Source organism: Luteolibacter sp., assembly GCF_039920825.1.
In the GTDB taxonomy this organism is placed as follows: Bacteria; Verrucomicrobiota; Verrucomicrobiia; order Verrucomicrobiales; family Akkermansiaceae; genus Luteolibacter.
In genome coordinates this window covers 1-20562 of sequence record NZ_JBDSCX010000073.1, presented here as the reverse complement: position 1 = coordinate 20562, position 20562 = coordinate 1, and the positions used below count along the sequence as shown (strand labels likewise).

The 20562-nt window shown below is 58.4% G+C and carries 18 protein-coding genes; 8 read left to right on the top strand and 10 right to left on the bottom strand.

Annotated elements, in window-relative coordinates; all coding sequences use genetic code 11:
• Window positions 1–257: 257 nt before the first annotated feature.
• The 6 genes from corA to ABIQ96_RS21140 all read right to left on the bottom strand — a co-directional run bounded on the left by corA (window position 258) and on the right by ABIQ96_RS21140 (window position 7621).
• The gene (gene corA / locus ABIQ96_RS21165) at window positions 258–1343 is read right to left on the bottom strand and encodes a magnesium/cobalt transporter CorA (protein WP_348216634.1); all 1086 of its coding nucleotides are present in this window, start codon (window positions 1341–1343) and stop codon (window positions 258–260) included.
• Between the two features lie 57 nt (window positions 1344–1400).
• The gene (locus ABIQ96_RS21160; RefSeq protein ID WP_348216633.1) at window positions 1401–2267 is read right to left on the bottom strand and encodes a hypothetical protein; all 867 of its coding nucleotides are present in this window, start codon (window positions 2265–2267) and stop codon (window positions 1401–1403) included.
• A 76-nt stretch (window positions 2268–2343) separates the two neighbouring features.
• Window positions 2344–3726 carry a magnesium transporter gene (gene mgtE, locus ABIQ96_RS21155; protein ID WP_348216632.1) on the bottom strand — a complete coding sequence of 461 codons (1383 nt, stop codon included), beginning with the start codon at window positions 3724–3726 and terminating at the stop codon, window positions 2344–2346.
• Between the two features lie 138 nt (window positions 3727–3864).
• Window positions 3865–4860, bottom strand: coding sequence for a 2-hydroxyacid dehydrogenase (locus tag ABIQ96_RS21150; protein ID WP_348216631.1), 996 nt, complete (start codon window positions 4858–4860; stop codon window positions 3865–3867).
• A gap of 329 nt (window positions 4861–5189) precedes the next feature.
• Window positions 5190–6839, bottom strand: a complete 1650-nt coding sequence (locus ABIQ96_RS21145) for a hypothetical protein (RefSeq protein ID WP_348216630.1) — start codon at window positions 6837–6839, stop codon at window positions 5190–5192.
• A gap of 41 nt (window positions 6840–6880) precedes the next feature.
• Window positions 6881–7621, bottom strand: coding sequence for a DUF3313 family protein (locus ABIQ96_RS21140; RefSeq protein ID WP_348216629.1), 741 nt, complete (start codon window positions 7619–7621; stop codon window positions 6881–6883).
• Between the two features lie 198 nt (window positions 7622–7819).
• Here ABIQ96_RS21140 and ABIQ96_RS21135 point away from each other — a divergent pair, with 198 nt between their 5' ends.
• The 5 genes from ABIQ96_RS21135 to ABIQ96_RS21115 all read left to right on the top strand — a co-directional run bounded on the left by ABIQ96_RS21135 (window position 7820) and on the right by ABIQ96_RS21115 (window position 13328).
• On the top strand, window positions 7820–9307 hold the full coding sequence (locus ABIQ96_RS21135) for a hypothetical protein (RefSeq protein ID WP_348216628.1): 1488 nt from the start codon (window positions 7820–7822) through the stop codon (window positions 9305–9307).
• Between the two features lie 22 nt (window positions 9308–9329).
• Window positions 9330–10868: a HAMP domain-containing sensor histidine kinase gene (locus tag ABIQ96_RS21130; RefSeq protein WP_348216627.1), complete on the top strand. Its 1539-nt coding sequence runs from the start codon at window positions 9330–9332 to the stop codon at window positions 10866–10868.
• A complete protein-coding gene (locus ABIQ96_RS21125) occupies window positions 10865–11539 on the top strand; it encodes a response regulator transcription factor (protein ID WP_348216626.1) in 675 nt (224 codons plus the stop codon). Before ABIQ96_RS21130 ends, ABIQ96_RS21125 begins: the two co-directional genes overlap by 4 nt.
• Window positions 11540–11618: 79 nt before the next feature.
• A complete protein-coding gene (locus ABIQ96_RS21120) occupies window positions 11619–12227 on the top strand; it encodes a hypothetical protein (RefSeq protein WP_348216625.1) in 609 nt (202 codons plus the stop codon).
• Between the two features lie 285 nt (window positions 12228–12512).
• A complete protein-coding gene (locus ABIQ96_RS21115) occupies window positions 12513–13328 on the top strand; it encodes an MBL fold metallo-hydrolase (protein ID WP_348216624.1) in 816 nt (271 codons plus the stop codon).
• Between the two features lie 42 nt (window positions 13329–13370).
• On the opposite strand, the gene ABIQ96_RS21110 is transcribed toward ABIQ96_RS21115, so the two are convergent.
• Both ABIQ96_RS21110 and ABIQ96_RS21105 read right to left on the bottom strand, forming a co-directional pair.
• The gene (locus ABIQ96_RS21110) at window positions 13371–14702 is read right to left on the bottom strand and encodes a hypothetical protein (protein WP_348216623.1); all 1332 of its coding nucleotides are present in this window, start codon (window positions 14700–14702) and stop codon (window positions 13371–13373) included.
• The gene (locus tag ABIQ96_RS21105; RefSeq protein WP_348216622.1) at window positions 14699–15247 is read right to left on the bottom strand and encodes a sigma-70 family RNA polymerase sigma factor; all 549 of its coding nucleotides are present in this window, start codon (window positions 15245–15247) and stop codon (window positions 14699–14701) included. Before ABIQ96_RS21105 ends, ABIQ96_RS21110 begins: the two co-directional genes overlap by 4 nt.
• A 133-nt stretch (window positions 15248–15380) precedes the next feature.
• Here ABIQ96_RS21105 and ABIQ96_RS21100 point away from each other — a divergent pair, with 133 nt between their 5' ends.
• Together ABIQ96_RS21100 and ABIQ96_RS21095 are read left to right on the top strand one after the other, a co-directional pair.
• Window positions 15381–16721 (top strand): hypothetical protein, encoded by a 1341-nt coding sequence (locus tag ABIQ96_RS21100; RefSeq protein ID WP_348216621.1) that lies wholly within the window; start codon window positions 15381–15383, stop codon window positions 16719–16721.
• 106 nt (window positions 16722–16827) lie between these two features.
• Window positions 16828–17679, top strand: a complete 852-nt coding sequence (locus ABIQ96_RS21095; RefSeq protein WP_348216620.1) for a class I SAM-dependent methyltransferase — start codon at window positions 16828–16830, stop codon at window positions 17677–17679.
• Here ABIQ96_RS21095 and ABIQ96_RS21090 read toward each other — a convergent pair.
• Both ABIQ96_RS21090 and ABIQ96_RS21085 read right to left on the bottom strand, forming a co-directional pair.
• The gene (locus tag ABIQ96_RS21090; RefSeq protein ID WP_348216619.1) at window positions 17676–18416 is read right to left on the bottom strand and encodes a hypothetical protein; all 741 of its coding nucleotides are present in this window, start codon (window positions 18414–18416) and stop codon (window positions 17676–17678) included. The two genes, ABIQ96_RS21095 and ABIQ96_RS21090, sit on opposite strands and share 4 nt — an antisense overlap.
• A gap of 14 nt (window positions 18417–18430) precedes the next feature.
• Window positions 18431–18811: an iron-sulfur cluster assembly accessory protein gene (locus ABIQ96_RS21085; RefSeq protein ID WP_348216618.1), complete on the bottom strand. Its 381-nt coding sequence runs from the start codon at window positions 18809–18811 to the stop codon at window positions 18431–18433.
• Window positions 18812–19049: 238 nt separating this feature from the next.
• Between ABIQ96_RS21085 and ABIQ96_RS21080 the strand changes: the two genes are divergently transcribed.
• On the top strand, window positions 19050–20562 hold a 1513-nt coding region (locus tag ABIQ96_RS21080; protein WP_348216617.1), incomplete at its 3' end, for a sigma-70 family RNA polymerase sigma factor.

Here is a 20562-nt window from a genome sequence, read left to right as displayed (position 1 = left end):
TCATCGAACCTTTGGACCTTCGGCCACCCATGCGTGTTGCAGCACTCACGGGTTCCGCGAGGGACGTTGAACTAACCATTGCGGTCTGCCCAGCGCCGGTTGCTGAATGACTTCATACCGTCAGGATATACGCAGATGGAAGAGTCATGAAATCCTGTAAACTGCCCGAATCCCCGGTTTTCATCTGTGTTCTTGATCTGCGTTCATTCACGTTCATCTGCGGTTGAATTTTTCTTACTGATTTTTAAGACGGCCTCTCAAAGCCATTTCATTTTCTTGAAGATGATTAACTGGATGATGGCGATTGCGGCCATGACGGCCATGACGCCGATGTAGCCGTGGGGCTGATAGAGTTCCGGCATGTTGAGCGGGAGTTTCTCACCGTTGTGGCCTTCCGGGGCGAAGTTCATTCCATAAACACCTACGATGAAGGTGAGTGGGATGAAGATGGAGGTGATGACGGTGAGGACGCGCATGACCTCGTTGGTGCGGAGGCCGACGCTTGAGTGATAGAGTTCCATCAGGCCGGAGGTGAGCTCCTTGTAGCTTTCGACCAAATCCATGAGCTGGACGGTGTGGTCGTAGCAGTCCCGGAGGTAAACCTTGGTGGGAGTGCTGATAAAGCCGGATGCGTCGTGGAGCAGGCCGTTCACCACATCGCGCAGAGGCCAGACGAAACGCCGGAGCTGGGTGAGGCTGCGCTTGTATTCGTGCAGGGTGATGACCATTTCGCGGGACGGGCGCTCAAGCAGGTCGTCCTCGAGTTCCTCGATCGCATTGCCGATTTCCTCAAGCACCGGATAATAGTGGTCGATGATCGAATCGAGCAGGGCATAGGCGAGGTAGTCTGATTTCAATTTACGGGCGAGGCCGCCGCCGGACCGCAGTCGCTCGCGGATGGGATCGAAGACGTCAAACTCGCCTTCCTCCTGGACGGTGATGAGAAAATTCTTACCGAGAAACAGGCTCACCTGCTCGCCGCAGATCGTCTTGATTTTGTCCTGATAGACCATCTGCGCGACGATGAACAGATAGTCCGGAGCTTGTTCGACTTTGGGGCGCTGGCCGGTGTTGAGGACATCCTCGAGGGCCAGCGGATGGAGGTTGAATTTCGTGCCGAGGAGGGTGAGCGCCTCGACGTCGCCAAGGCCGTCGATGTTGATCCAAGTGACCTTGCGGTTGTCGAGATGGGCGGCGAGTTCGGAAACGTCGGTGATGTTACGCTCCTCGAAGTGATCCTTGTCGTATTCGATGACCTGGATCGAAGGCTTGCGGCCCTTTCCGTCAACAAGGTGCGGAAGGAGGGTGGCCGGCGGGCTGCCCGGCGGACCGTGACGTTTCATGAACATGCGCCGATGATAGGGCGCGGAGATTTCAAATCAAGCCGCCCGACACACCACTCACTTCTGCGGGACGCTCAGCTGAATGGCGTGGTGGTCGCTGACCTCCGGCGGTGATTCGAGCATCGTGGCGGTGAGGTCGCCAAGACCAAGGGTGAAGAAGTAGTCGAAGGTAGTTGGCTTGAACTCGCTCTTGGGTGAGCTGCGCCAAGTGAGACGCTTTTCCTGCGGGATGTCGGCCCAGGTGTTGCGGAAACCGGCGGCAACGAAGTCCGCGACGACATGGCAGTCGGGAAACTGGTTGTCCTGATTGGTATTGAAATCTCCGGCGAGGATCCAGCCACCGATCGTTTTGCCGACGAACGCTTTTTCGACGATAGCGCGTTGGCCGATGAGTTGCTTTGCCTGATCATTGCGCATGGCGGCGACTTCGGCGGGATCGCCGAGGTTGCTCTTGAAATGGTTGCCGTAGACCACGAGGAGCTCACCGTTTTTCTCCTCAAGCGCCGCGTAGGAAAATCCGCGGGCGGGATTGGGGACGTTGGCTTTCCAAGGTTCCCAATCGGCGGCGCGACAAGTGAGTTTGGAGGCGATGCCGATCTGTTGCGGGCGGATTTCTCCGGTTTCGGGATCGACGAAACTGCTGACAACGTGGGTGACGAGGCCGGGAACCACCGAGACAAGTTGTTGAAAAGACGCCCAGTCCCGGACTTCGACGCCGATGAAAACGTCGGGATTGATTTTCTTGAGCGCTTCCTGGGCGACCTTCATGTGCTCATCGGCCTCGGCGGCGGAAGCGGTCGGACGGTGGCCCGGAAACCATTCGAGGTTCCATGAGACGACCTTCAGCGCGTCGGCGGCATGGAGACTGGGGACGGCGAGGGTGATCGCGGCGAAGATCGCGAGAAAAGAGCGTAGGTGTTTCAAGGATTCGGGGGTCTGAGGGTCAATGGGACGGGGCGGATAGTGAGCAGAACGGGGGCCAATTCCGCCGCCTTTCATTTCACAACAAGCTGCCGTGGAGAACGACGCCCGCTACCGCGAAATAAATCACCAATCCCGTCACATCCACCAGCGTCGCCACGAACGGCGCGGACGAAGTGGCAGGGTCCAGACCGAGGCGCTTGAGCAGGAACGGCAGCATCGAGCCGGACAAGGAACCCCACAGGACCACGCCCATCAGGGAAATCCCAACCGTCATGGCGATCAACGCCCAGTGCTCGCCGTAGATGTTAGGGAAAATTTCCGCCCAGATCGTGATCCGCACGGCACCGAGAACGGCAAGAATGAAGCCAAGAGCGAGGCCGGAAAAAATTTCCCGTCGCATCACTCTCCACCAGTCCTTCAGCCTCACCTCGCCGATGCCCATCGCGCGAATGATAAGTGTCGCCGCCTGCGAGCCGCTGTTACCACCGCTGGAAATGATCAGCGGAACGAAAGCCATCAGCACGAGGGCCTTCGCGAGTTCCGCTTCATAGTGTTTCATCGCCGTAGCAGTGAAGAGTTCGCCGACGAACAGCACGACCAGCCAGGTGGCGCGCTTTTTGACGAGCCGACCGAAGGAAATCTCCATGTAGGGCTCGTCGAGATGCTCCATACCACCGATTTTATGGATGTCTTCGGTGGCCTCCTCTTCGGCGACGTCGAGGATGTCATCCACGGTGACAATGCCAACGAGCCCGCCGTGGCCGTCGATGACAGGCAGCACGGTGCGGTCGTATTTGCGGAACGACGCGACCGCCGTCTCCTGATCGTCGGTGGCGTGAAGCGCGGTGAAAACACCATCGCGGACTTCGCTGACTTTCCGATCCAGCGGGCATAACAGAAATTCGCGGATGCGGACATCGTCCAACAGTTTCCCATCGCGACTAACCACATAGAGCACGTTCAATGTCTCGCGGTCGCTGCCATGCTGGCGGATGTGATCGAGCACCTGGCTGGCGGTCCACTCGTCGCGGATGACCAGATACTCGGAAGTCATCATCCGCCCGATACTGTCCTCCGGATAGTCCAACAGCTTCAACGCCACCTGCCGCTCGCCGGGTGAAAGCCGCTCTACCAGCCGCGCGCAAACCTGGGTGGGCAGTTCCTCTAACAAAGCAGTCCGGTCGTCCGGAGCCATCGCGTCGAGGATCTTCGCAGCGTCCTCATTGCCCATCGCGTGCAGGAGTTTTTCCTGAGACTCCACCGGCAGATATTCAAAAAGTTCCGTCGCCTGCTCGGTAGGGAGCAAGCGGAACAAAACCGCCTGCTCGGCCGCGGAAAGCGGTTCCATCGCCTCAACAGAATCCGCCGGTTGCAAATTCGCCAGCGCCGCCTTCACGCCCGCGAAATTCCGGGCTGCAAGCAGCATGGCCAGGTCCGGAGCTGGGTGTGGCGTATTCATGGTCAGTCGGCGCGGGCGGAATGTCCGGGACGAACGGCGGCGCGTCGAGTCTTTGGTCGGAGAAAAATCACGCCAGCATCCGCAGCGCGGCGGGGTGGGGATTTTTCCCGATGGAATTGATGTGCCGACAGGTGCGGATCAACGCTGAACCACAAGATTCGGGCAATCCCGTCCGCTTTCAAAATCCGCAAGATTGCCCAGTGTGGTGCGGGCGATGTTCGCCATCGCCTCGCGGGTGAAGAACGCCTGATGGCCGGTGACGAGCACGTTGGGAAAGGTGGTGAGGAGCATGAACACGTCGTCCTGAATGATGCGGAACGAAAGGTCCTCGAAAAACAACGCGGATTCCTCCTCGTAAACATCCAGCGCCAGACCTCCGATGCGGCCGGACTTGATGGCGACGATGGCGGCTTCGGTATCGATGAGCGCGCCGCGGCTGGTGTTGACGATGAAAATGCCGTCGCGCATCAGTGCGAGAGACTTTTCGTCAATGAGATGGTGGGTCGCGGGCATCAGCGGGCAATGAAGGCTGATGGCGTGCGAACGCGCGAACAACTCCTCGAGACCGACATACCGGACTCCGGCTTGGACGCAGTCCGGATTCGGGGCGACATCGTGAGCCAACACCTCGCAACCAAAGCCGGTCATGATCCGGGCGAAAATGCCGCCGATGATTCCAGTGCCGATCACGCCGATGGTCTTGCCGTAAACATCCGAACCGATCAAACCGTCGATCGAGAAGTTCCCTTCCCGCACCCGGTTGTAGGCCTTGTGAATGCGGCGGTTGAGACACAGCAGCAAGGCCACCGCATGTTCGGCAACGGCATGCGGCGAGTAAGCAGGAACGCGGGCGATTTGCAGGCCCAGGGATTTCGCCGCGACGAGATCCACGTTGTTGAATCCGGCGCAGCGCATGGCAACGAATTTCGTGCCACCGGCGACGAGTCTCTCCATATTGAGAGCGTCCAACTCGTCATTCACGAACGCGCAAACTGCGGGCGACCCGTTGGCAAGGATCGCGGTTTGCGGGTTCAGGCGGTTTTCGATGAAGATCAGTTCATGGTCGAACGCTTGGTTGAATTCCCGCAGGAAGAGTTCGTCGTAGGGCTTGCTGCTGAAGATCGTGACTTTCATGGATTCGACCGATCATGTCCGGATAGATTTGGGACTCAAGCTTCGATCCTGATGCATGGCTGACTTTAGAAGAAATCAGCCGCAAGGAGGCGCAAGAAAACGCAAAAATGATATTGGAGGTCTTAGCTTCCTGTCGGGGAAATAATTTCGGACCAAAATTTGTGGGCGAATCAGTGGGATCCGATTTCCTTCAAACGCTTTCATCTCCATTTTTGCGTTTTCTTGCGCTCCCTTGCGGCTGAAAATACCCGAATCCTCCAATGCCTCGGCCCGGATGCCAGCGCATTGTTCACGCAGCAAAACAAGGTGAGGCGGTCTTCGAATCGCCGTCAGTCCTTGATCCCCGCGTTGAGTAAAAGAATCCTCCGCATTTCCCGGATCGCCTGTGGGTCGTCGTAGGCACCGTGACTGTCCGGAACGATGACCTCGGACTGCGCGCCTTCGAGGTGCGAGCTCCAGTAAGGGACCACTCCGTCACTACTGTTAGGAGTGTCGCCGCGGCCGCGGTCGCCGATGATGGAGTGGTAAGGCACCACGATGGGAATCTCATCCAGCGATTTATATAACGGATTGGACGGCGAGAGTCCGCCAACGCTGGTAAGTTGGCCGCGCTGGACCACGTTGCCCGGAAGATCGAGGAAGGCGCTGGTAATGGTAGTCGGGAGCTTCACCAATTTGATGAACCATGAGGTGATCGACAAATCGGCGAGTCCGCTACCCCGATGAGGAGTGCAGATGTAGATTTCCCGTCCGATGTCAGGATTCGCCGAAAACAGCAGCGTGCGCTTCGCCAGACTGTCGACCGGAAGCTTCGCATAAAGCTTGTCGGCGTCCGCTCCCAACCGCCGGTCCCAGATCTTCCGGCCCGGATTGATGACCTGCATCCGCGAAAGCAGGCCGCCCATGCTGTGGCCGATCAGGACCATCTTCTTGGTATGGCCGACCGTGGATTCCAACGCATTCAACTCCTCGCGCAACCGCATCGACGAGTAGCTGATAGGCCAGCCGGTCGGATAGTAGAACAGCATGAACTGGTATTTCCCGCGCAGTTTCGGATCGGCACGAAGGTCGTTGATGACATCCCGCCACATCCGCGGGTGCGAGTTCAGGCCGTGGACGAGCAGGATCGGAATGCGCTGCGGGTCGTAGGGCTCCAGCAAAATCAACTTGGAGTCGATCGCTCCCGGATGAATCAGCCCGGAAAGCGCGATGGTGAACTCGTTGATGTCATTGGTCTGCTCGACAATGGGCGCGGTGTAATCGGCCGCCAGTGGATACTCGGTCGCACCGAGTTTCACGCGGGAAAGATAGGTCGGATCATAGCCGGTGATCGAAACCTTGCGGGGAGCGCCGGCTTTCGACGCGCCGCTGAAATCCATCACTGCGGTGATTGGTTCCAAATAGCCGCGGGTCGTCACGAAGCGCTGCATTTTCGGGTCGTCCGGGCGTTTCCACTTCGGGGCGGTAGGGAGGCCGACGCCATCCTCGGTGTGCCAGTTCACGCAAAGTTTGTTACGCCTCACCTCGCGGGCCGGCTTCGCGGATTCCAAATGTGCCAGCGGAAAAATCCCGGGCTTCTGATCGATGCCGGCACTTACCTGATAGCTGAAGCCCGCGTAACTGAAGGTTTTCTCCGGCTTGTATTTCTCACCAATGAAATTGGCGGCGACGCCTTCCGTCGCCCGCGTGATGATGCGGAGGGCGTGTTTCTGATTTTCGCCAAGGGTGGTGACATCGGTGACGGAACCGCCATCGGTATCGAGCTGGCTCCAAGCGATTTCCGCCGCACGGAGTTGATAGACCGCTGAGATCTGGTCGTCCGTGACGATGCGCTTGGCATGCTTCATCAGAACGTCGGCGTCCTCCAGCGTGGTGCCGTGAAGCTCGACGACGGCCTTGTTTTCCTGCGGCAGATAGGTGCCGCATGAGCCGAGCAGGACGATCGCGGCGATCGGAGTGAAACGAATGGATGAATGCATGTGGGGACAAATCGGATTCGTTGGAGAGATGGGGATCGGCATCAGAAAAGACTGAACCAATTGCGCTTCACTTTCGGGAACAAATCAATGTTGGACGATTCCATCAGTTGTTGGGACCACTCGTCGCAAATGCGCTCGTTCGGAGTCGCGTTGGATTTCTTGTCCGCATCTACCACCTTGATTTCCGGTCCCCGGCGATCGGAGGCGGTGGAAACGACCTTGCCGGTGGCGGCATCTTTAACGCGAACTTCAAAGGCGCAGAGCGGCAGGCCGGTGATGATGTTTGAAACGTTTCCGTTAGTGACGGGATCGGCCATGGATTTGGTCGCCGCCGGATCGAAGCGAACCTCCGTCAGCGCCACTTCCAGGATCAACGTCCCGGGGCGGCCGGTGTCCGTGGTCTTATAGAAAACGCAAACTGGCGAGGAAAACGCCTTATTCAGCGATTTATCCCAATGCCGGGCCAGCGCGTTGACGCGCCGGGTGTAGGTCCGCTTGTCCGGGACGAATTCGCTTTTGCTCTGCTCCCACTCGTCAGTCTTGAGGAACGACGTCGTCACCGGACGGACGACGATGTATTTGTATTTCGCGATTTCCATTTTAGGATCCCGCCAGGCGTGCTGGAATGGCAAACGATCGATCTTGCTGATGGTATCGGTGCCGGTTGATTCCAGGAACCGCGTTTGCTTCGGAGCGGTGGTGGATTTCTCCAATCCGCAACTGCCGAGACCGAGAGCGAGCAGAGGGGAAACAACGAGCGAGGTGATGGTGGGAAATTTCATGGTGAAGCGGGACGGGCCACTGGTAGGCCAATCCCGCCACGCCAGCAAGCGGGTTTGTCGGACGGACCCGGCTGCACGGATGACAGGGAAACACCGTTTTTGCGGAAATTTTGCACAACATTGATGGTCGTTTGGCGCAGGACCCGGCAGAATCGCTTTGGATCGATTCCGGAGTGCGAAACCCGCTCCGTCACCATCATGAAAATCCCAATCGCTTGCCTCTCACTGGCCCTTCTCGTCCTAGCCACATCAGCCCCGGCGCAGGAGGCGTCCAATCCGTTCATCAAAAAGCCCGAGACGGCGAAACCCGCAGCGCCTCCCGGGCCATCGTTCGTCAGTCTGCTGGAAAACATCCTCGTCCCGCCCGATTTGCTCGACGACTGGCTGCGCGAACACCCGATGAAGCAAGACGCCACCGCTTTGCGCGCCGCCGTGCAGGACTGGGTCGTCGAGGGCAAGGCGAAGCTCGATCACACCGCGCTGAACCTCGGGACGGCAGGGCGGCAAACGACCAATGAAAGCATTCTCGAAACCATATATCCTACCGAATACGCACCCAGCGGGACGGGTGCATGGCCTTGCCCAACCGCCTTTGATACTAGAAATTGCGGACATGATGTAAAAACGGGCCTCTCGCAGGCAAACGGAATCCAGTCACTGTGGTCGGAAATGGAGCATGTCGAAATGGTCTCCAGCAAATCCTATCAGGCGATCATCGAGCGCACCCGCCAGCCCTCCGATATATTCCTGCCGAAATTCCATTTGAAGCGGATCAACCAACGGGACCCCAATGAAAGTGATGACCCTACTGATCCTTTTGCGAAGCCAGCGCCCAAAGTCATTTCAAACACCTATTTCAACGAACCCCACGGATTGGTTTTCATGCCTGATGTGGTGCAATTGGCCGGCCGCTTTGATCCCACTTTCGACGCCAACCCTGAAGGCGAACTGTCGCGATTGGTATTCTATCGAGGTTCCATCGCAACGGTATCGAAAGATAAAACAACCGCCGCGCCGGATATCTCCCGCTTGTCTTTCCGTATGGTGCGGGTGTCCCTCCTTGCGTTTTCATCATGGCTTCAGAGCCACCCTCCCCTATCCGTTCCCACGCAGTGCTGGGAAGCGACTGAGTCTTGGCGCAAGGAAGGCAAGGCGGAAAGCGCCGGTGAGCTGACTACCCAAGCCCGTCCCGGCACGAAGAGCGTCCTGAAGAATATCGAGGAATACATTTATCCAACCGAATGGTTGCCTGGGAATGACACCGAAGTCATCGAACAATGGGAGGAGGGAAAAAAGAAAAACGACAAGGACGGCGTCTCCACCATGAAACGGATGAAGATCACCCCGCGTTCGGGTATCGATGGAGCGGGATTGGCATGCGCTTTCGACACCCGCAATCTTGGAAACACCTTCGAAGCGGTCCTATCAAGCGATGAACAGGGACTTGTCCTGGGCTGCAACTGGGAACGGGTCCTCCATCTGGGCGACCCGATCTATCACCGGATCAAAGTGAACGAAGAGTGGATTCCGAACATCACCATGCCGCTCTTTTCCGCGAGCCGTCTCGTCGCAACCGTCCGGGTCCAACCCGGCCAGTGGACCTTGCTCGGATCCGTTTCCGAATATCTCGAAACCCGAAAACTCGACCATGAACATTGCCTGCTGGTCTTCGTCAAAATCGAGTGACAGATTCACCAAAGTTTCGCCCATGGGAAAATCACCTCAAAACAAGAAGCCGCACTCCCCCGCCCCTTGGTGGTGGACCGCCGCGTTGTTCTGCGTTTCCGCCGCCTTCGTCGCGGGGGCCGGAGTGATGCTTTCAAAGCGGACCGAGAGAATCTCCGTGAAACCGCCCGGCAATCACCCGGATGACAATTTCCGGCAGATCGCCCGGCGGGTCGATGAGATGGAACAACTCTGGCAAACCGCGTTGGAAGACGAAGCGAAGCACCTGCTGGCGTCCGGCTCGTCCGACAGCGGGTTCCCCGTCTCCGGAGTGATCCAGGCATCCCGGCTGGCGCCCAATCTATCCGATCCGGCGCGTGCCCACCATCGCGCGGACGGCGCGGCTCCCGCGGTGAAACCCGTGTTGGAGAAGTTCGCGCGGAAAGAACCGGGTGAGTGGGTGTTCAAGGAAGACCAGATTCTATCAGGTTCCGGCTGGATCGAAATGCCGGATCGCCCGCCCGCATGGTGGCAGGGCGACGGCCGCTCCGCAGTGATCCTCCTGCTGGATCCGAACGAGGCGGCGGCAGTGGTCGCGGAGGATCTGAAGAATCATTTTAAAAACGAACCCGACGCGGGACAAACCGGCATTCTAACTTGGGAAGATCCCACAGGAAAATCCTGGATGGAGAACACCAGGCCCGCAGCGGATGCACGGCCGGATGAAATCCTCCGCCACGTCTCGCGCTTCGGCGACTGGACACTGCGGCGGTTCTACCCGGTGCGGATCACCACGAGTTACCGGCTGCCCGTTCTGCTCGGCGGATTCACGCTGTCGGCGCTATTGTTAGGTGGTGGGATCGCCATCGTATCCTGGCAACGCAAAGCCACCCGTCTCGCGGAACAGAGGGTGAGCTTCGTCAACCGAGTCTCTCACGAACTTCGCACGCCGTTGACGAATCTTCTGCTCAACACCGACCTAGCGCTGGATAGCCTGCCGGTCGAGGACGGTAAGGTCCGGCGTCGGCTTGGCCTGATTCGCGAGGAAACGTCGCGGCTGTCACGGATCGTGGACAACGTGCAGACGTTCGCCCGGATCGAGCGCGGGAAATCGGAAACCCGCACCTCCCCTTGCAATGTGGAAAAAGTGGTGTTCGAACTGCGGGAAAATTTCGCCCCGTTGTTTGCGCGGAAATCGATCCGTTGCGAGTATGATTGCCAGCTCACGGGAGAATTTCCTGTGGATCGCGACGCGTTCTCGCAAATCCTCTCCAATCTTCTGTCCAACGTCGAAAAATACGCAGGTGAATCGGCGAAGGCGCGGGTTGTCATTTCCTGCATCAACGAAAATTTGTTAGTGGAAGTGGATGACAGCGGCTCCGGAATTCCCCACGAGGCGCGAAACCGGATTTTCATGCCGTTCGAACGCGTCGGCTCACGCGTGGACGAAGGAGCTACAGGAACGGGACTCGGTCTCGCCATCAGCCGCGACCTCGCCGTGCAAATGGGCGGGCGGCTGGAACTGATCGGCGGCGCGAAGTTCCGCCTGACCATTCCCTGCGGAGAGAGGAGTCCCGCTTGATCATTCTGTTAGCCGAGGATGATCTCCTGACACGCGAGGCGGTGACGGAACTTCTCGAAGGCGACGGCCACACCGTCCTCGCCGCAAAGGACGGGAGCACGGCCATCAGTCTTTGGAAATCGCACCGCCCCGCGCTTGTGCTGTTGGACATCATGATGCCGGGTTCCAGCGGCTACGAGGTTTGCCGCGCCATCCGCCGTGATGACCGCCGGACCCCGGTCATTTTCCTATCCGCGAAATCCGAAGAGGTTGACGTCGTGTTAGGCCTCGAACTCGGTGCCGACGATTTCCTGCGCAAGCCCTTCGGCAAACACGAGCTGCTCGCCCGTGTCCGCGCCGTGTTGCGCCGCCACGAAGAGCTGCCTTCGGGAAGCGCGTTCGAGTTCGGACCGTGGCAGGTCTATCCGAAACGTCTCGCCGCCCGGCGGGATGAAATGGAAATCGAACTCACCACCCGCGAACTGAAAGTCATCACCCTGCTGTCCAAGCGTCGCGGCGAAGTCGTCACCCGCGACGAACTGCTCAATGATTGCTGGGGCCTCGAATACTTTCCCGAGTCGCGCACGCTCGATCAACACATCCTCAATCTCCGGAAAAAAATCGAGGCCGATCCATCGCGGCCCGTCCTGATCGAGACCGTGCGCGGTGCGGGTTATCGATTTTCGGAATGACGCGCGAGCGGAAGCGCCCACCGACAATTTCCTTGCAGGGGAATTCAACGCGTGGTGGCATGGATGGCTCAGCCCTCCCATGAAAACACGCCTTGTTTCGAAGTTCCTGGTCGTCGCCGCGATCGCCCTCACCGGCAACGCGGAGGCCTCGTTCCACTTGTTCGACATCCAGGAGGTTTTTAGAAATTCGGATGGCTCGGTGTTGTTCATCGAGCTTTTCACCGCCTCAGGCGGACAGCAGTTCCTGAGCGGCCATACGCTCACGTTCCAAATCAACCTTGCGATCCAGAATACCCTGAATCTATCACAACTGCCGGGCGACACCACCAACAAGACATTCCTCGTCGGCACGGCGAATCTCGGCACGCTCTACGGCGTGGTTCCCGACTTCGTCATCCCGGCGAATTTCTTCACGGCCGGTGCTAACAATTTCATCGAATTCGGTCCGTCCGTGGATCGCGTGAATCTAGCACTTTTACCGACGGACGGAATTTCATCGCTGAACGGTCAGATCGCCAATTCCGCGGAAACTTCCGCCGCCACTTCCATCAACGCCAAGGCGACACCGACCAATTTCGCAGGAGCCACCGCCACCATTCCCGAACCGTGCGGAATCTTTCTCATATTACTGACAGCGGGTCTTACCACCCTTAGCCGAAGCCGGTCAGAACAGCTTGTGGCATCATGAAAATCGATTTGTGAAGCAGATTCTTTTTTATGTTTTCGATTGCGGGATAGCGGCCTCGGAGTAATCTCCTCCCGACTGCTGTGTACGACTATTTTGGTAGCTGGCCCGGACCGATGTGATTAATCGGGGTCATCTTCCAGTGGACTATGTCATGCCTTTTCAGGAAGACGGAAAACCACCGGACGACCCCACTTATTGAGTTTACGGAACGTGGCTCACAGCGCCAAGGACGGCACAGCGGTTTTCTTTTTTCAACGGTTTCGCGAAGCGGGCTCATCGTAGTCCTTGCCTGATTTTATCGGGCGCGGCATCGTCTCCGGCGTGATGCGATTTGCGGTGCTGGGAAGCGGGAGTGGGGGGAATGCGGCAGTCGTCGAATGCGGCGGGCTGCGGTTGATGATCGATGCGGGACTAAGCGCGAAACAACTGAGCTTGCGGCTCGGGCAGGTGGGAATCGATCCTGCGTCACTGGACGGAATTTTGCTGACCCACGAGCACGGTGACCATGTCCGCGGGCTCAAGGTTTTCCTGAAGCAGAACCCGGTGCCGGTGTTCACCACCCAAGCCACCGCCCGCGTCGTCCGCGAGTCGGGAATCGAGGGTGGTATCTGGAAATTTTTCGAAGCGGGCCAGATGTTCGCGATCGGCGGCATTTCAGTCGAAACGTTCGCGATCCAACACGACGCGGTGGACCCCGTCGGCTTCGTCGTCGGACACGAAACACAGCGGCTGGGATTTCTTTCCGACGCCGGATTCGTGACGCGCAGCATGACGGAACGCCTGCGCGGTCTGCACGGGATTTTCGTCGAGGCGAACTACGACGAGGCACTCCTTGAGGCTGACACCAAACGCCCGTGGTCGATCAAGCAACGGATCAGCTCGCGGCACGGACATCTATCAAACAGCCAGGTCGCCGAGCTCATCCGTGACATCGCCCACCCCGCTCTCGGCCGGGTGGTGCTCGGCCATCTCAGCTCGGACTGCAACACCCCGGACATCATTTTATCCCGGCTCCGCGCCTGCCTCAGTGAAACAGGCCACGGCCATGTCGATCTCCACTGCGCCTGCCAGGACGAGCCGACGGCGTGGTTCGAACTTTGATTGACGATAAAGGCACGCGCCAGCCGCGATTTGAGGTTCCCGTCATCCCCCGCCGACACGGATCGTTAGCCCCCCCACGTCCAAGGCGGCACCAGATGACGCGCCGAGGCGGATTTCATCGAACTCCAGGCCAGCAGGAAGTTTCCCGCTGCAAAACGTCTTCCCCAGCGGAAGCTCACCTTCATGCAGCGTGACCACGCCTGTCCCTCGATCATAACGCAACGTCACGGTCCGGGGACCCACCACCGGACTGACCGGTAGAATGACGGGGATGCGTTGTTTGACATCCAGTGACCAGGTCGATTCGGGACCGAATGAATCGCCGAAAAACAACAACTCCTGCCCTTGGCTGAAGAAGCTCATGCCCGCCCACCCGTCGGTATGGAATTCGCCGTTAGAGGAATGATTCACTTGTAAGGTCGCCATCAACACCGAGTCATCCGCCGCCGGCTCGGACTTCGGCATCCGTAGGAAGACCGCGTAATTCCCCCCTTCGATGAGATCCTCCGAAATCGAAGGACTCCCATAGTCAACGCGCCAATCCGCTTTCACGAAGCGACCGTCCACGATCGATTTGAATTCGCGCAGATTTTTGAGAAACCGGTGGTCATCGGCAGGAAACCGCTCGATCCGTTCCGTGCCGGAAACCCGTCCAGCCTCGCCGGTGGTTAGAATTTCACCTTCGGATCTGCCATTGATCCGCATTTTGACCTTTCCATCAAAGACATGCAGCTCGTCGGGCTGATCGGGCCTGACGTCGATGCCGAACTCAGTGCCCAGATCCAGCGCGGACATCGAAGGCGTGCTGACTTCCAGCTTGCCATCCGCTTTTTCCAAATGAAAACGACCGCGACCGGCGGCAAGGTGAAGCGCCCCGTCGGAAACCAGAGTCAGCGTTGTCGGGCCCTCGATCATCGCAGACGCCGAAGTCCCTGCTAGAATCCGCGCCTGCCCTTGCTCCAGTTTCAACGTCGCGCCTTTATCAAGCTCCAGAGCGTCCCCCTTCTTCCGCGAAACGCCATCCACGGACCACACCGCATCCGCCGAGAAACGAGCGCTGGCCATCAAAGCAGGAGGCTCCGCCACCACCGGAGTCTTTCGATACACCACCGTCGCGGCGAGCAATACTACCGCGGCGGCTGCGAGCCAGAAGAACTTGGAGGAAATCGCCGGGCCGGTTATGTTCTGAGGCCGGCTGGTGATCGCCTGATCCTCGTATTCCTCGCATAGCGAATGATGGAGGTTCGCGTAGTCGCCGTAGAGTTTCACCAACTCCGGCTCACCGCGCAGCCGATCCTGAAAACCGTCGAAGGCTTCCTTACTAACGGATCCATCCAACACCTGCTGGACGATTTGATGGTCGGCACGTTTCATCCGGGATTGCGTGAGGTGGCTTGAAGTTGACGTTCGATGCAGCGTTTCAGCGCCGCGCGTAGATTGAAGAGGATCGCCTTGAGAGTGCCCGCACTGCGGCTGGTCGCGGTCGCATATTCCTGAAGCGAGGAGGTGGTCGCGTATCGATGGTGGAGCAGGTCCCTGTCCTGTGGACGCAGGCGCAGCAAGCAAGTCCGCAGCGCCAGATGGCGATCCTCCAAATCATCCGGTTCGATTTCAAACTCCGGTGACAGGCGCTCAATCAGGTCGTCATCGAAGATCAGCCAGCCACGGGAGATCAGGCGGCGGCGATGGTTGAGCATGTGATAGCGAATCGTTTGAAATGCCCATGCCTTGAAATTAGTGCCCAGCTCGAAAGTATTCCGTTTCTGCCAGAGCGTGATGTTCACCTCCTGTAAGAGGTCGCGGGCACCGGAGCTTCCCGGAGCCAGCGAACGGATGTAGGCGAGCATGGACGTCTGGTGATTCGTCAGTTCCCCGACGAATTCCTCCGATCCCGCGTCTTCTCGTGGATTTTCATTCATGCATCACCACCATCTGGAAATGTCGGAATGCGGCAAGCGGTTTAATCCGTCCGCGCGTTTCGGGAGAAAGCGGCCCGATTCCGCTCGATCCCGCGATCCAGTTCCGTAAAACTCCGGCGTCCCCCCCGCCGGCATGTTCAAGAAGCTGCTAGAATCCCTCGAATCCGTCGCTTACAAGGCCGCGGCGGCGAAAGGCATGCTCGCCTGCCCGAACTGCGGCGCGAAGCCCGCCACGATTCCGCCGCAGGCGGACGACGCCATCACCTGCGGCGGATGCGGGACCGCAGCTTCGGCGCTCGAATGGACCGCTGCGGCATCCGGACGACCGCTTGCCGATCCCGACCAGCCGCCCGCCGACACGAAAATCACGCGGACTCTCGACGCCGCCGGAGCCTCGGTCTGGAGCATCCCGGCCAGCGGAAAATCGGGAGGACTGATGTTTTTCGGGATCTTCTGGTGCTCCATCACCGCCATCCTCAGCAGCGTGTTCCTTTTCGGAGGCAGCAAGATCAAGTCCGAAGACGGGTTTCCGGTCGTGTGGTTGCTGGTCGCTTTTTTCGGCCTTTTCTGGGCCATCGGCTTGGGGATGCTCTACGCCGCCTGCCGCAGCAAATACGCGAAGCACCGGCTGTCCGCCGATGCCAGCCACATCACCCTGCGCCGCGAGCTTTTCGGCAGATTCAAATCCACCGCCCTTCCCGCCGACAGCATCACCTCCATTGACGAGGTGGTGTTCTATCAAAAAAACTATCAGCCGGTGCGCGGCATTGAAATCCGCGGCAGAGTTGGCAAACTACGGTTCGGCTCGCAGCTAACCGAAGAAGAGAAACCGTGGCTCGTGGCGGACATGCGGCGGGTGATCCTTCACTCCAGCACGCCACCCGTCGTTTCCGCCATCATCGCCGATTCCCAAGTTCCGGCTCACTCCACCGGAATGCGACAGGATTTCTTCTCGATCGTCCTGCCGCGGGCGGCATCCAACCTCATGCCACTGGCCATCATGGCACTTCTGATGGGAATCGGGTTCGCCTGCATCGGCATCTTCTTCCTGGATGACAAGATCGCTCCGGCGGCAAAAAGTGATCCTACGGCCATGCGGGTGATCGAATCCATCTTCACCTTCATGGGCCAGGGATTCCGGGTCATCTGGACGCTGATGAGCGTTGTCATGGCGGCCGCGGGGCTGGCCTTGCTCGTCAGGCTGAAACGCACGGCCGGTCAGGAAACCCGAATCGAGGGAACCGGCTCCGAGATCGCCATCCGCACCAGCAGACATGGGCGGGTTCTCACGGAACGCATGTTCCCCCGCCCTTCCGTCGCCGACATCCGGTGCTCCCTCACCGGCAGCTCCAACGGCAAAACGATGAAACGGGTCGAACTGATCGCCGCCGGAAAATCCGTCCCGATTTCCCGCTGGGTCGAGGCAGGAAAAGCGGACGTGTTCGTGGAGGAAGTCCGGCGCGTCATGCTCTAGCAGGATATGCCGGCGGGTGGGTTGAGATGACTCTTAGACGGCTGATCTCCATAGGAAATCCGCATGTCGCCGGACGGTTATGTTTGAAACCGAAATGATCCACGCTATGAATCGTCCACTCATGGAATCTCCCGGCAAACCGTTCCGAATCCATCCCGTCGTCCTGATCATTGTCGCGCTCTCGCTTTGCCTGGCGTGGGTGCTCCCGCGAAGGGATGCGGTGCAGCCGCCAGGGCACGAGTATCTATCAGCCAAAAAGCAGGAAGGGTCAGGGAAATTTGAAATCGTCGAAAAGCCCTTTCCTGAAATCTCCTCCCCCTACACCTTCGCCCCGGAGTCGCCGGACGGAATCGGGAAATTTTTCCACGGCCGAGAGATCGCGCACGTGATGGGCCACCCGGCGATCGGCTGGCTGGAACGGAAGAATCGGGAGGACGAGGAAGCGCCCAGCCGGGCGATCAACGCGCTGAATCTGGCACCGAACGCGGTCATCGCGGACATCGGCGCGGGGTCCGGATACTATTCGTTCAGGATCGCGCCCAAAGTTCCGTTAGGCCGGGTGGTGGCGGTTGACATCCAGCCGGAGATGCTGGATTTCCTCAAGAAGCGGTCGGAGGAGTTGAAGATCGGCAACGTGCAGCCACACCTCGGAACTGTTAACAGTGTTGCTCTGCCTGAAAAATCTCTGGATGCCGCGCTGATGGTGGACGCCTACCACGAGTTTTCCGAACCGGCGGAAATGCTGGAATCGTTGTTCAAATCATTGAAACCGGGCGGGAAGATTTTCCTGTTGGAGTATCGCGCCGAGGATGCGGAGGTGCCGATCAAGCCGCTTCACAAGATGACCGAGGCCCAGGCGCGGTTGGAATTCGAGCAGGCCGGATTCCGCTTTGTCGAGAACCGTAAGGAGCTGCCGTGGCAGCATTTCCTCGTATTCGAACGTCCGCCGGCGAACTAATCCTTGAAGACCGGAAAACCCGCTTCCGGGCGGAGCACCTGGGGCGGCTCGATCCCGAATGATCCCGTCGCACCGAGCTGATACTTCTCATAGGCGATCGGGATGACGGTCAGAAGCAAGCAGGGTTCGTCCTCGTGGATGATTTTCGAAACGTGGACGACCGCCGCGCAGTTCGGGCTTTTTTTCACGACGAGGATGTCGTCGGGTTTGAATGCGTCCGCCGCGGAGTCCTGAGGCGTTGGGAAAACGTATTCGATAAACACCGGATAAGGCGCCGGTTTGGTAAAATCGTCCGGTTTCACCAATGCCTGGGCGCGGATCACGATGCCGGGATCGAAGAAATCCTTAGGCCCGAGCTTCCGCGATTTGATCACCTGATAGTCGCCTTCGATGTAAGTGAGAAGCAGTGGATTGTCGAAGTTCGTCAGGTAATTTCTCAGGAGAAGCGAGTTCACCTTGGCGAGCTCCTTTTCATCAAACGCGAAGTAGCGGCGGTAGAGTTCCTTCGGCGCGAAGGAACTTCCGTTAGGAATTTCGTTCAAGGTGTAGTGCTTGAGCACAGGACTGCGCCCGAGTTTTTTCAGGATCTTATAATTCCGCGGCAGTTCGGGATTTCCGAAAATCTGCAGGCATACGAACCAGCTGACGACCGCGAAGCAGAGGGCCAGGGCATTCGCCAACAGCCACCAGAAATAGGCGGGCCGGCTCGGTGGCGGTTCTTCGACGTTGCGGGGCACGGCTGAGTGGGATTTCAGTGGGTGCCACACGCCTCGCCATCCGCCACGGCCTGCGAACCTTGTGGCTCGTCGGCGGGCTCGAAGGAAGTGCCACAGCCGCAGGAACGTGCGGCGTGGGGATTGTGAATCTTGAATCCGGCGTCCGTCAGATCGTCAGAATAGTCGATTTCACAGCCGCTCAGGCGGTCGATGCTATCAGCCGCAACGATCACGCGTGCGGTCCCCGACTCGACGATTTCGTCACCCGCTTCGGGATCGGCGACCTGCATTTCATACTGCCATCCGGCACAACCACCACGGCGGACGGCGAGCCGCAGTCCGGCTTGCGGGGATTTCGCCTTGCTGGCCAGAAGCCTGCCGAGTTCGGTGACGGCGTTGGGAGTGAGAGTGATCATGTTCTTGGCGGGAACCTAAGTGGTTTCCCCGTGATTTGAAACTGGAAATCTGAAGAAGCACGATTCAGGCTCGGGCTTTGCGCGATGAAACCTAGGAATCTCCAACAATTGAATCAAAAGAAAGCTCTTGACGCGCATTCGCTTCACCTCTTCATTCCGCCCCGCCTGTGATTTTTTCGCAAGCCCCTAGAATAGGTGGGGTGTATCCTATTTTTTGATCCCAGCGATTTTTCATTCCATGTCTTCATCCAAATCCTCCTCGAAGAAACCCGCCGCAAAACCTCAGGTAAAGGTTCCCAAGGCAGCCACGAAGGAGGACGCCAAGGTGAAGAAGCCCGCCGCACCGGCCAAGGACGCGAAAGCCACAAAGCCGACAGTCGTGGTGCCCGCCCCCAAAGCGGCGAAGCCCGTCGTGAAGCCAGCCCCCGCTCCCGCCGTCAAAAGTGTCGTCAAAACGACAGCGAAACCGGTGGCTGAAGTGAAATCCAAGGCTTCTGAAAAACCGTCCGACTCCAAAGGAAAAAAGGAAGCCAAGGACAAGGACATCGTCGAGACCAAGCCAGCGACCAAGGTCGGCGAGACTTCCAAGCGCCGGATCGACACCCCGGAAATCCAAGAGAAAATCCGTGAGCTGATCAAACTCGCTAAGGAGCAGGACTACCTGACTTACGACGACATCAACGAAATTCTCCCTAACGACCTTGTCGATCCCGACGACGTCGAGGCCATCATGGAGCGTCTCCGCAACATGGAGTTCGACATCATCGATGCCTCCGAAGTCGATCGATACAAGGACAAGAAGCGCGACGAAGGCGATGGCGACGAGGAAGACGTCAAGGCCGACCAGAAGCTCGATATCCTCGACGATCCGGTCCGGATGTATCTCAAGCAAATGGGCCAGGTTCCACTGCTCACCCGCGAGCAGGAAGTCGAAATTTCCAAGCGCATCGAAGACGCTGAAATCGAAGTTGCCCGCCATCTCCATCTTTTCGGCTTCGTCACCGATTCCTATCTGGAACTCGCCGACAAGCTCAACAAGGGCAAGGAGCGATTCGACCGAGTGATCCTCGACAAGAAGATCGAGTCCCGCGAGCGCTACATGAAGGGCCTGCCGAAACTTTGCGACCAGCTCAAGCAGCTCCATCACGAAAACGACGACCTTTTCCGCCAGCTTTCCGCCAAGAATCCCCGCAGCAAGAAGAAGCTGGAGGAGGAATTCCAAAAGAACATCCAGACGCTCAACCGCGTTTTCACCCGCTTTTATTACAAACAGAAAGTCGTCGAAGACTTCTGCGAGCAAGTGGATGAATACATGCAGAAGTTCTGGAAATACGGCCGCAAGCTGCAAGCCGATCCCGAAGACAAGGAGTTCGTCACCAAGATGCGCGAAGTCCAACAGCGGTCATGGCACACGCTCGAAACCTTCGAAGAGGCTAACAAGCAGCTCCGCCACTGGCTGAAGGAAGCGCTCAAGGCGAAAACCGAAATGGTCGAGGCCAACCTCCGTCTGGTCATTTCCATCGCCAAGAAATACACCAACCGCGGCCTCTCGTTCCTCGACCTCATCCAGGAAGGCAACATGGGGCTGATGAAGGCGGTCGAGAAATTTGAATACCGCCGCGGCTACAAGTTCTCGACCTATGCCACCTGGTGGATCCGCCAGGCCATCACTCGCTCGATCGCCGATCAGGCCCGCACCATCCGCATCCCGGTCCACATGATCGAGACCATCAACAAGCTCCTGCGGGTGC

Excerpts from the sequence above, each read along its gene's own strand:
- ABIQ96_RS21110 (WP_348216623.1), bottom strand. The coding sequence starts at position 14,702 with ATGAAACGTGCCGACCATCAAATCGTCCAGCAGGTGTTGGATGGATCC.
- ABIQ96_RS21100 (WP_348216621.1), top strand. The coding sequence starts at position 15,381 with ATGTTCAAGAAGCTGCTAGAATCCCTCGAATCCGTCGCTTACAAGGCC.
- mgtE (WP_348216632.1), bottom strand. The coding sequence starts at position 3,726 with ATGAATACGCCACACCCAGCTCCGGACCTGGCCATGCTGCTTGCAGCC.
- ABIQ96_RS21150 (WP_348216631.1), bottom strand. The coding sequence starts at position 4,860 with ATGAAAGTCACGATCTTCAGCAGCAAGCCCTACGACGAACTCTTCCTG.
- ABIQ96_RS21095 (WP_348216620.1), top strand. The coding sequence starts at position 16,828 with ATGAATCGTCCACTCATGGAATCTCCCGGCAAACCGTTCCGAATCCAT.
- ABIQ96_RS21145 (WP_348216630.1), bottom strand. The coding sequence starts at position 6,839 with ATGCATTCATCCATTCGTTTCACTCCGATCGCCGCGATCGTCCTGCTC.
- ABIQ96_RS21135 (WP_348216628.1), top strand. The coding sequence starts at position 7,820 with ATGAAAATCCCAATCGCTTGCCTCTCACTGGCCCTTCTCGTCCTAGCC.
- ABIQ96_RS21105 (WP_348216622.1), bottom strand. The coding sequence starts at position 15,247 with ATGAATGAAAATCCACGAGAAGACGCGGGATCGGAGGAATTCGTCGGG.
- ABIQ96_RS21130 (WP_348216627.1), top strand. The coding sequence starts at position 9,330 with ATGGGAAAATCACCTCAAAACAAGAAGCCGCACTCCCCCGCCCCTTGG.
- ABIQ96_RS21085 (WP_348216618.1), bottom strand. The coding sequence starts at position 18,811 with ATGATCACTCTCACTCCCAACGCCGTCACCGAACTCGGCAGGCTTCTG.
- ABIQ96_RS21120 (WP_348216625.1), top strand. The coding sequence starts at position 11,619 with ATGAAAACACGCCTTGTTTCGAAGTTCCTGGTCGTCGCCGCGATCGCC.
- ABIQ96_RS21140 (WP_348216629.1), bottom strand. The coding sequence starts at position 7,621 with ATGAAATTTCCCACCATCACCTCGCTCGTTGTTTCCCCTCTGCTCGCT.
- corA (WP_348216634.1), bottom strand. The coding sequence starts at position 1,343 with ATGAAACGTCACGGTCCGCCGGGCAGCCCGCCGGCCACCCTCCTTCCG.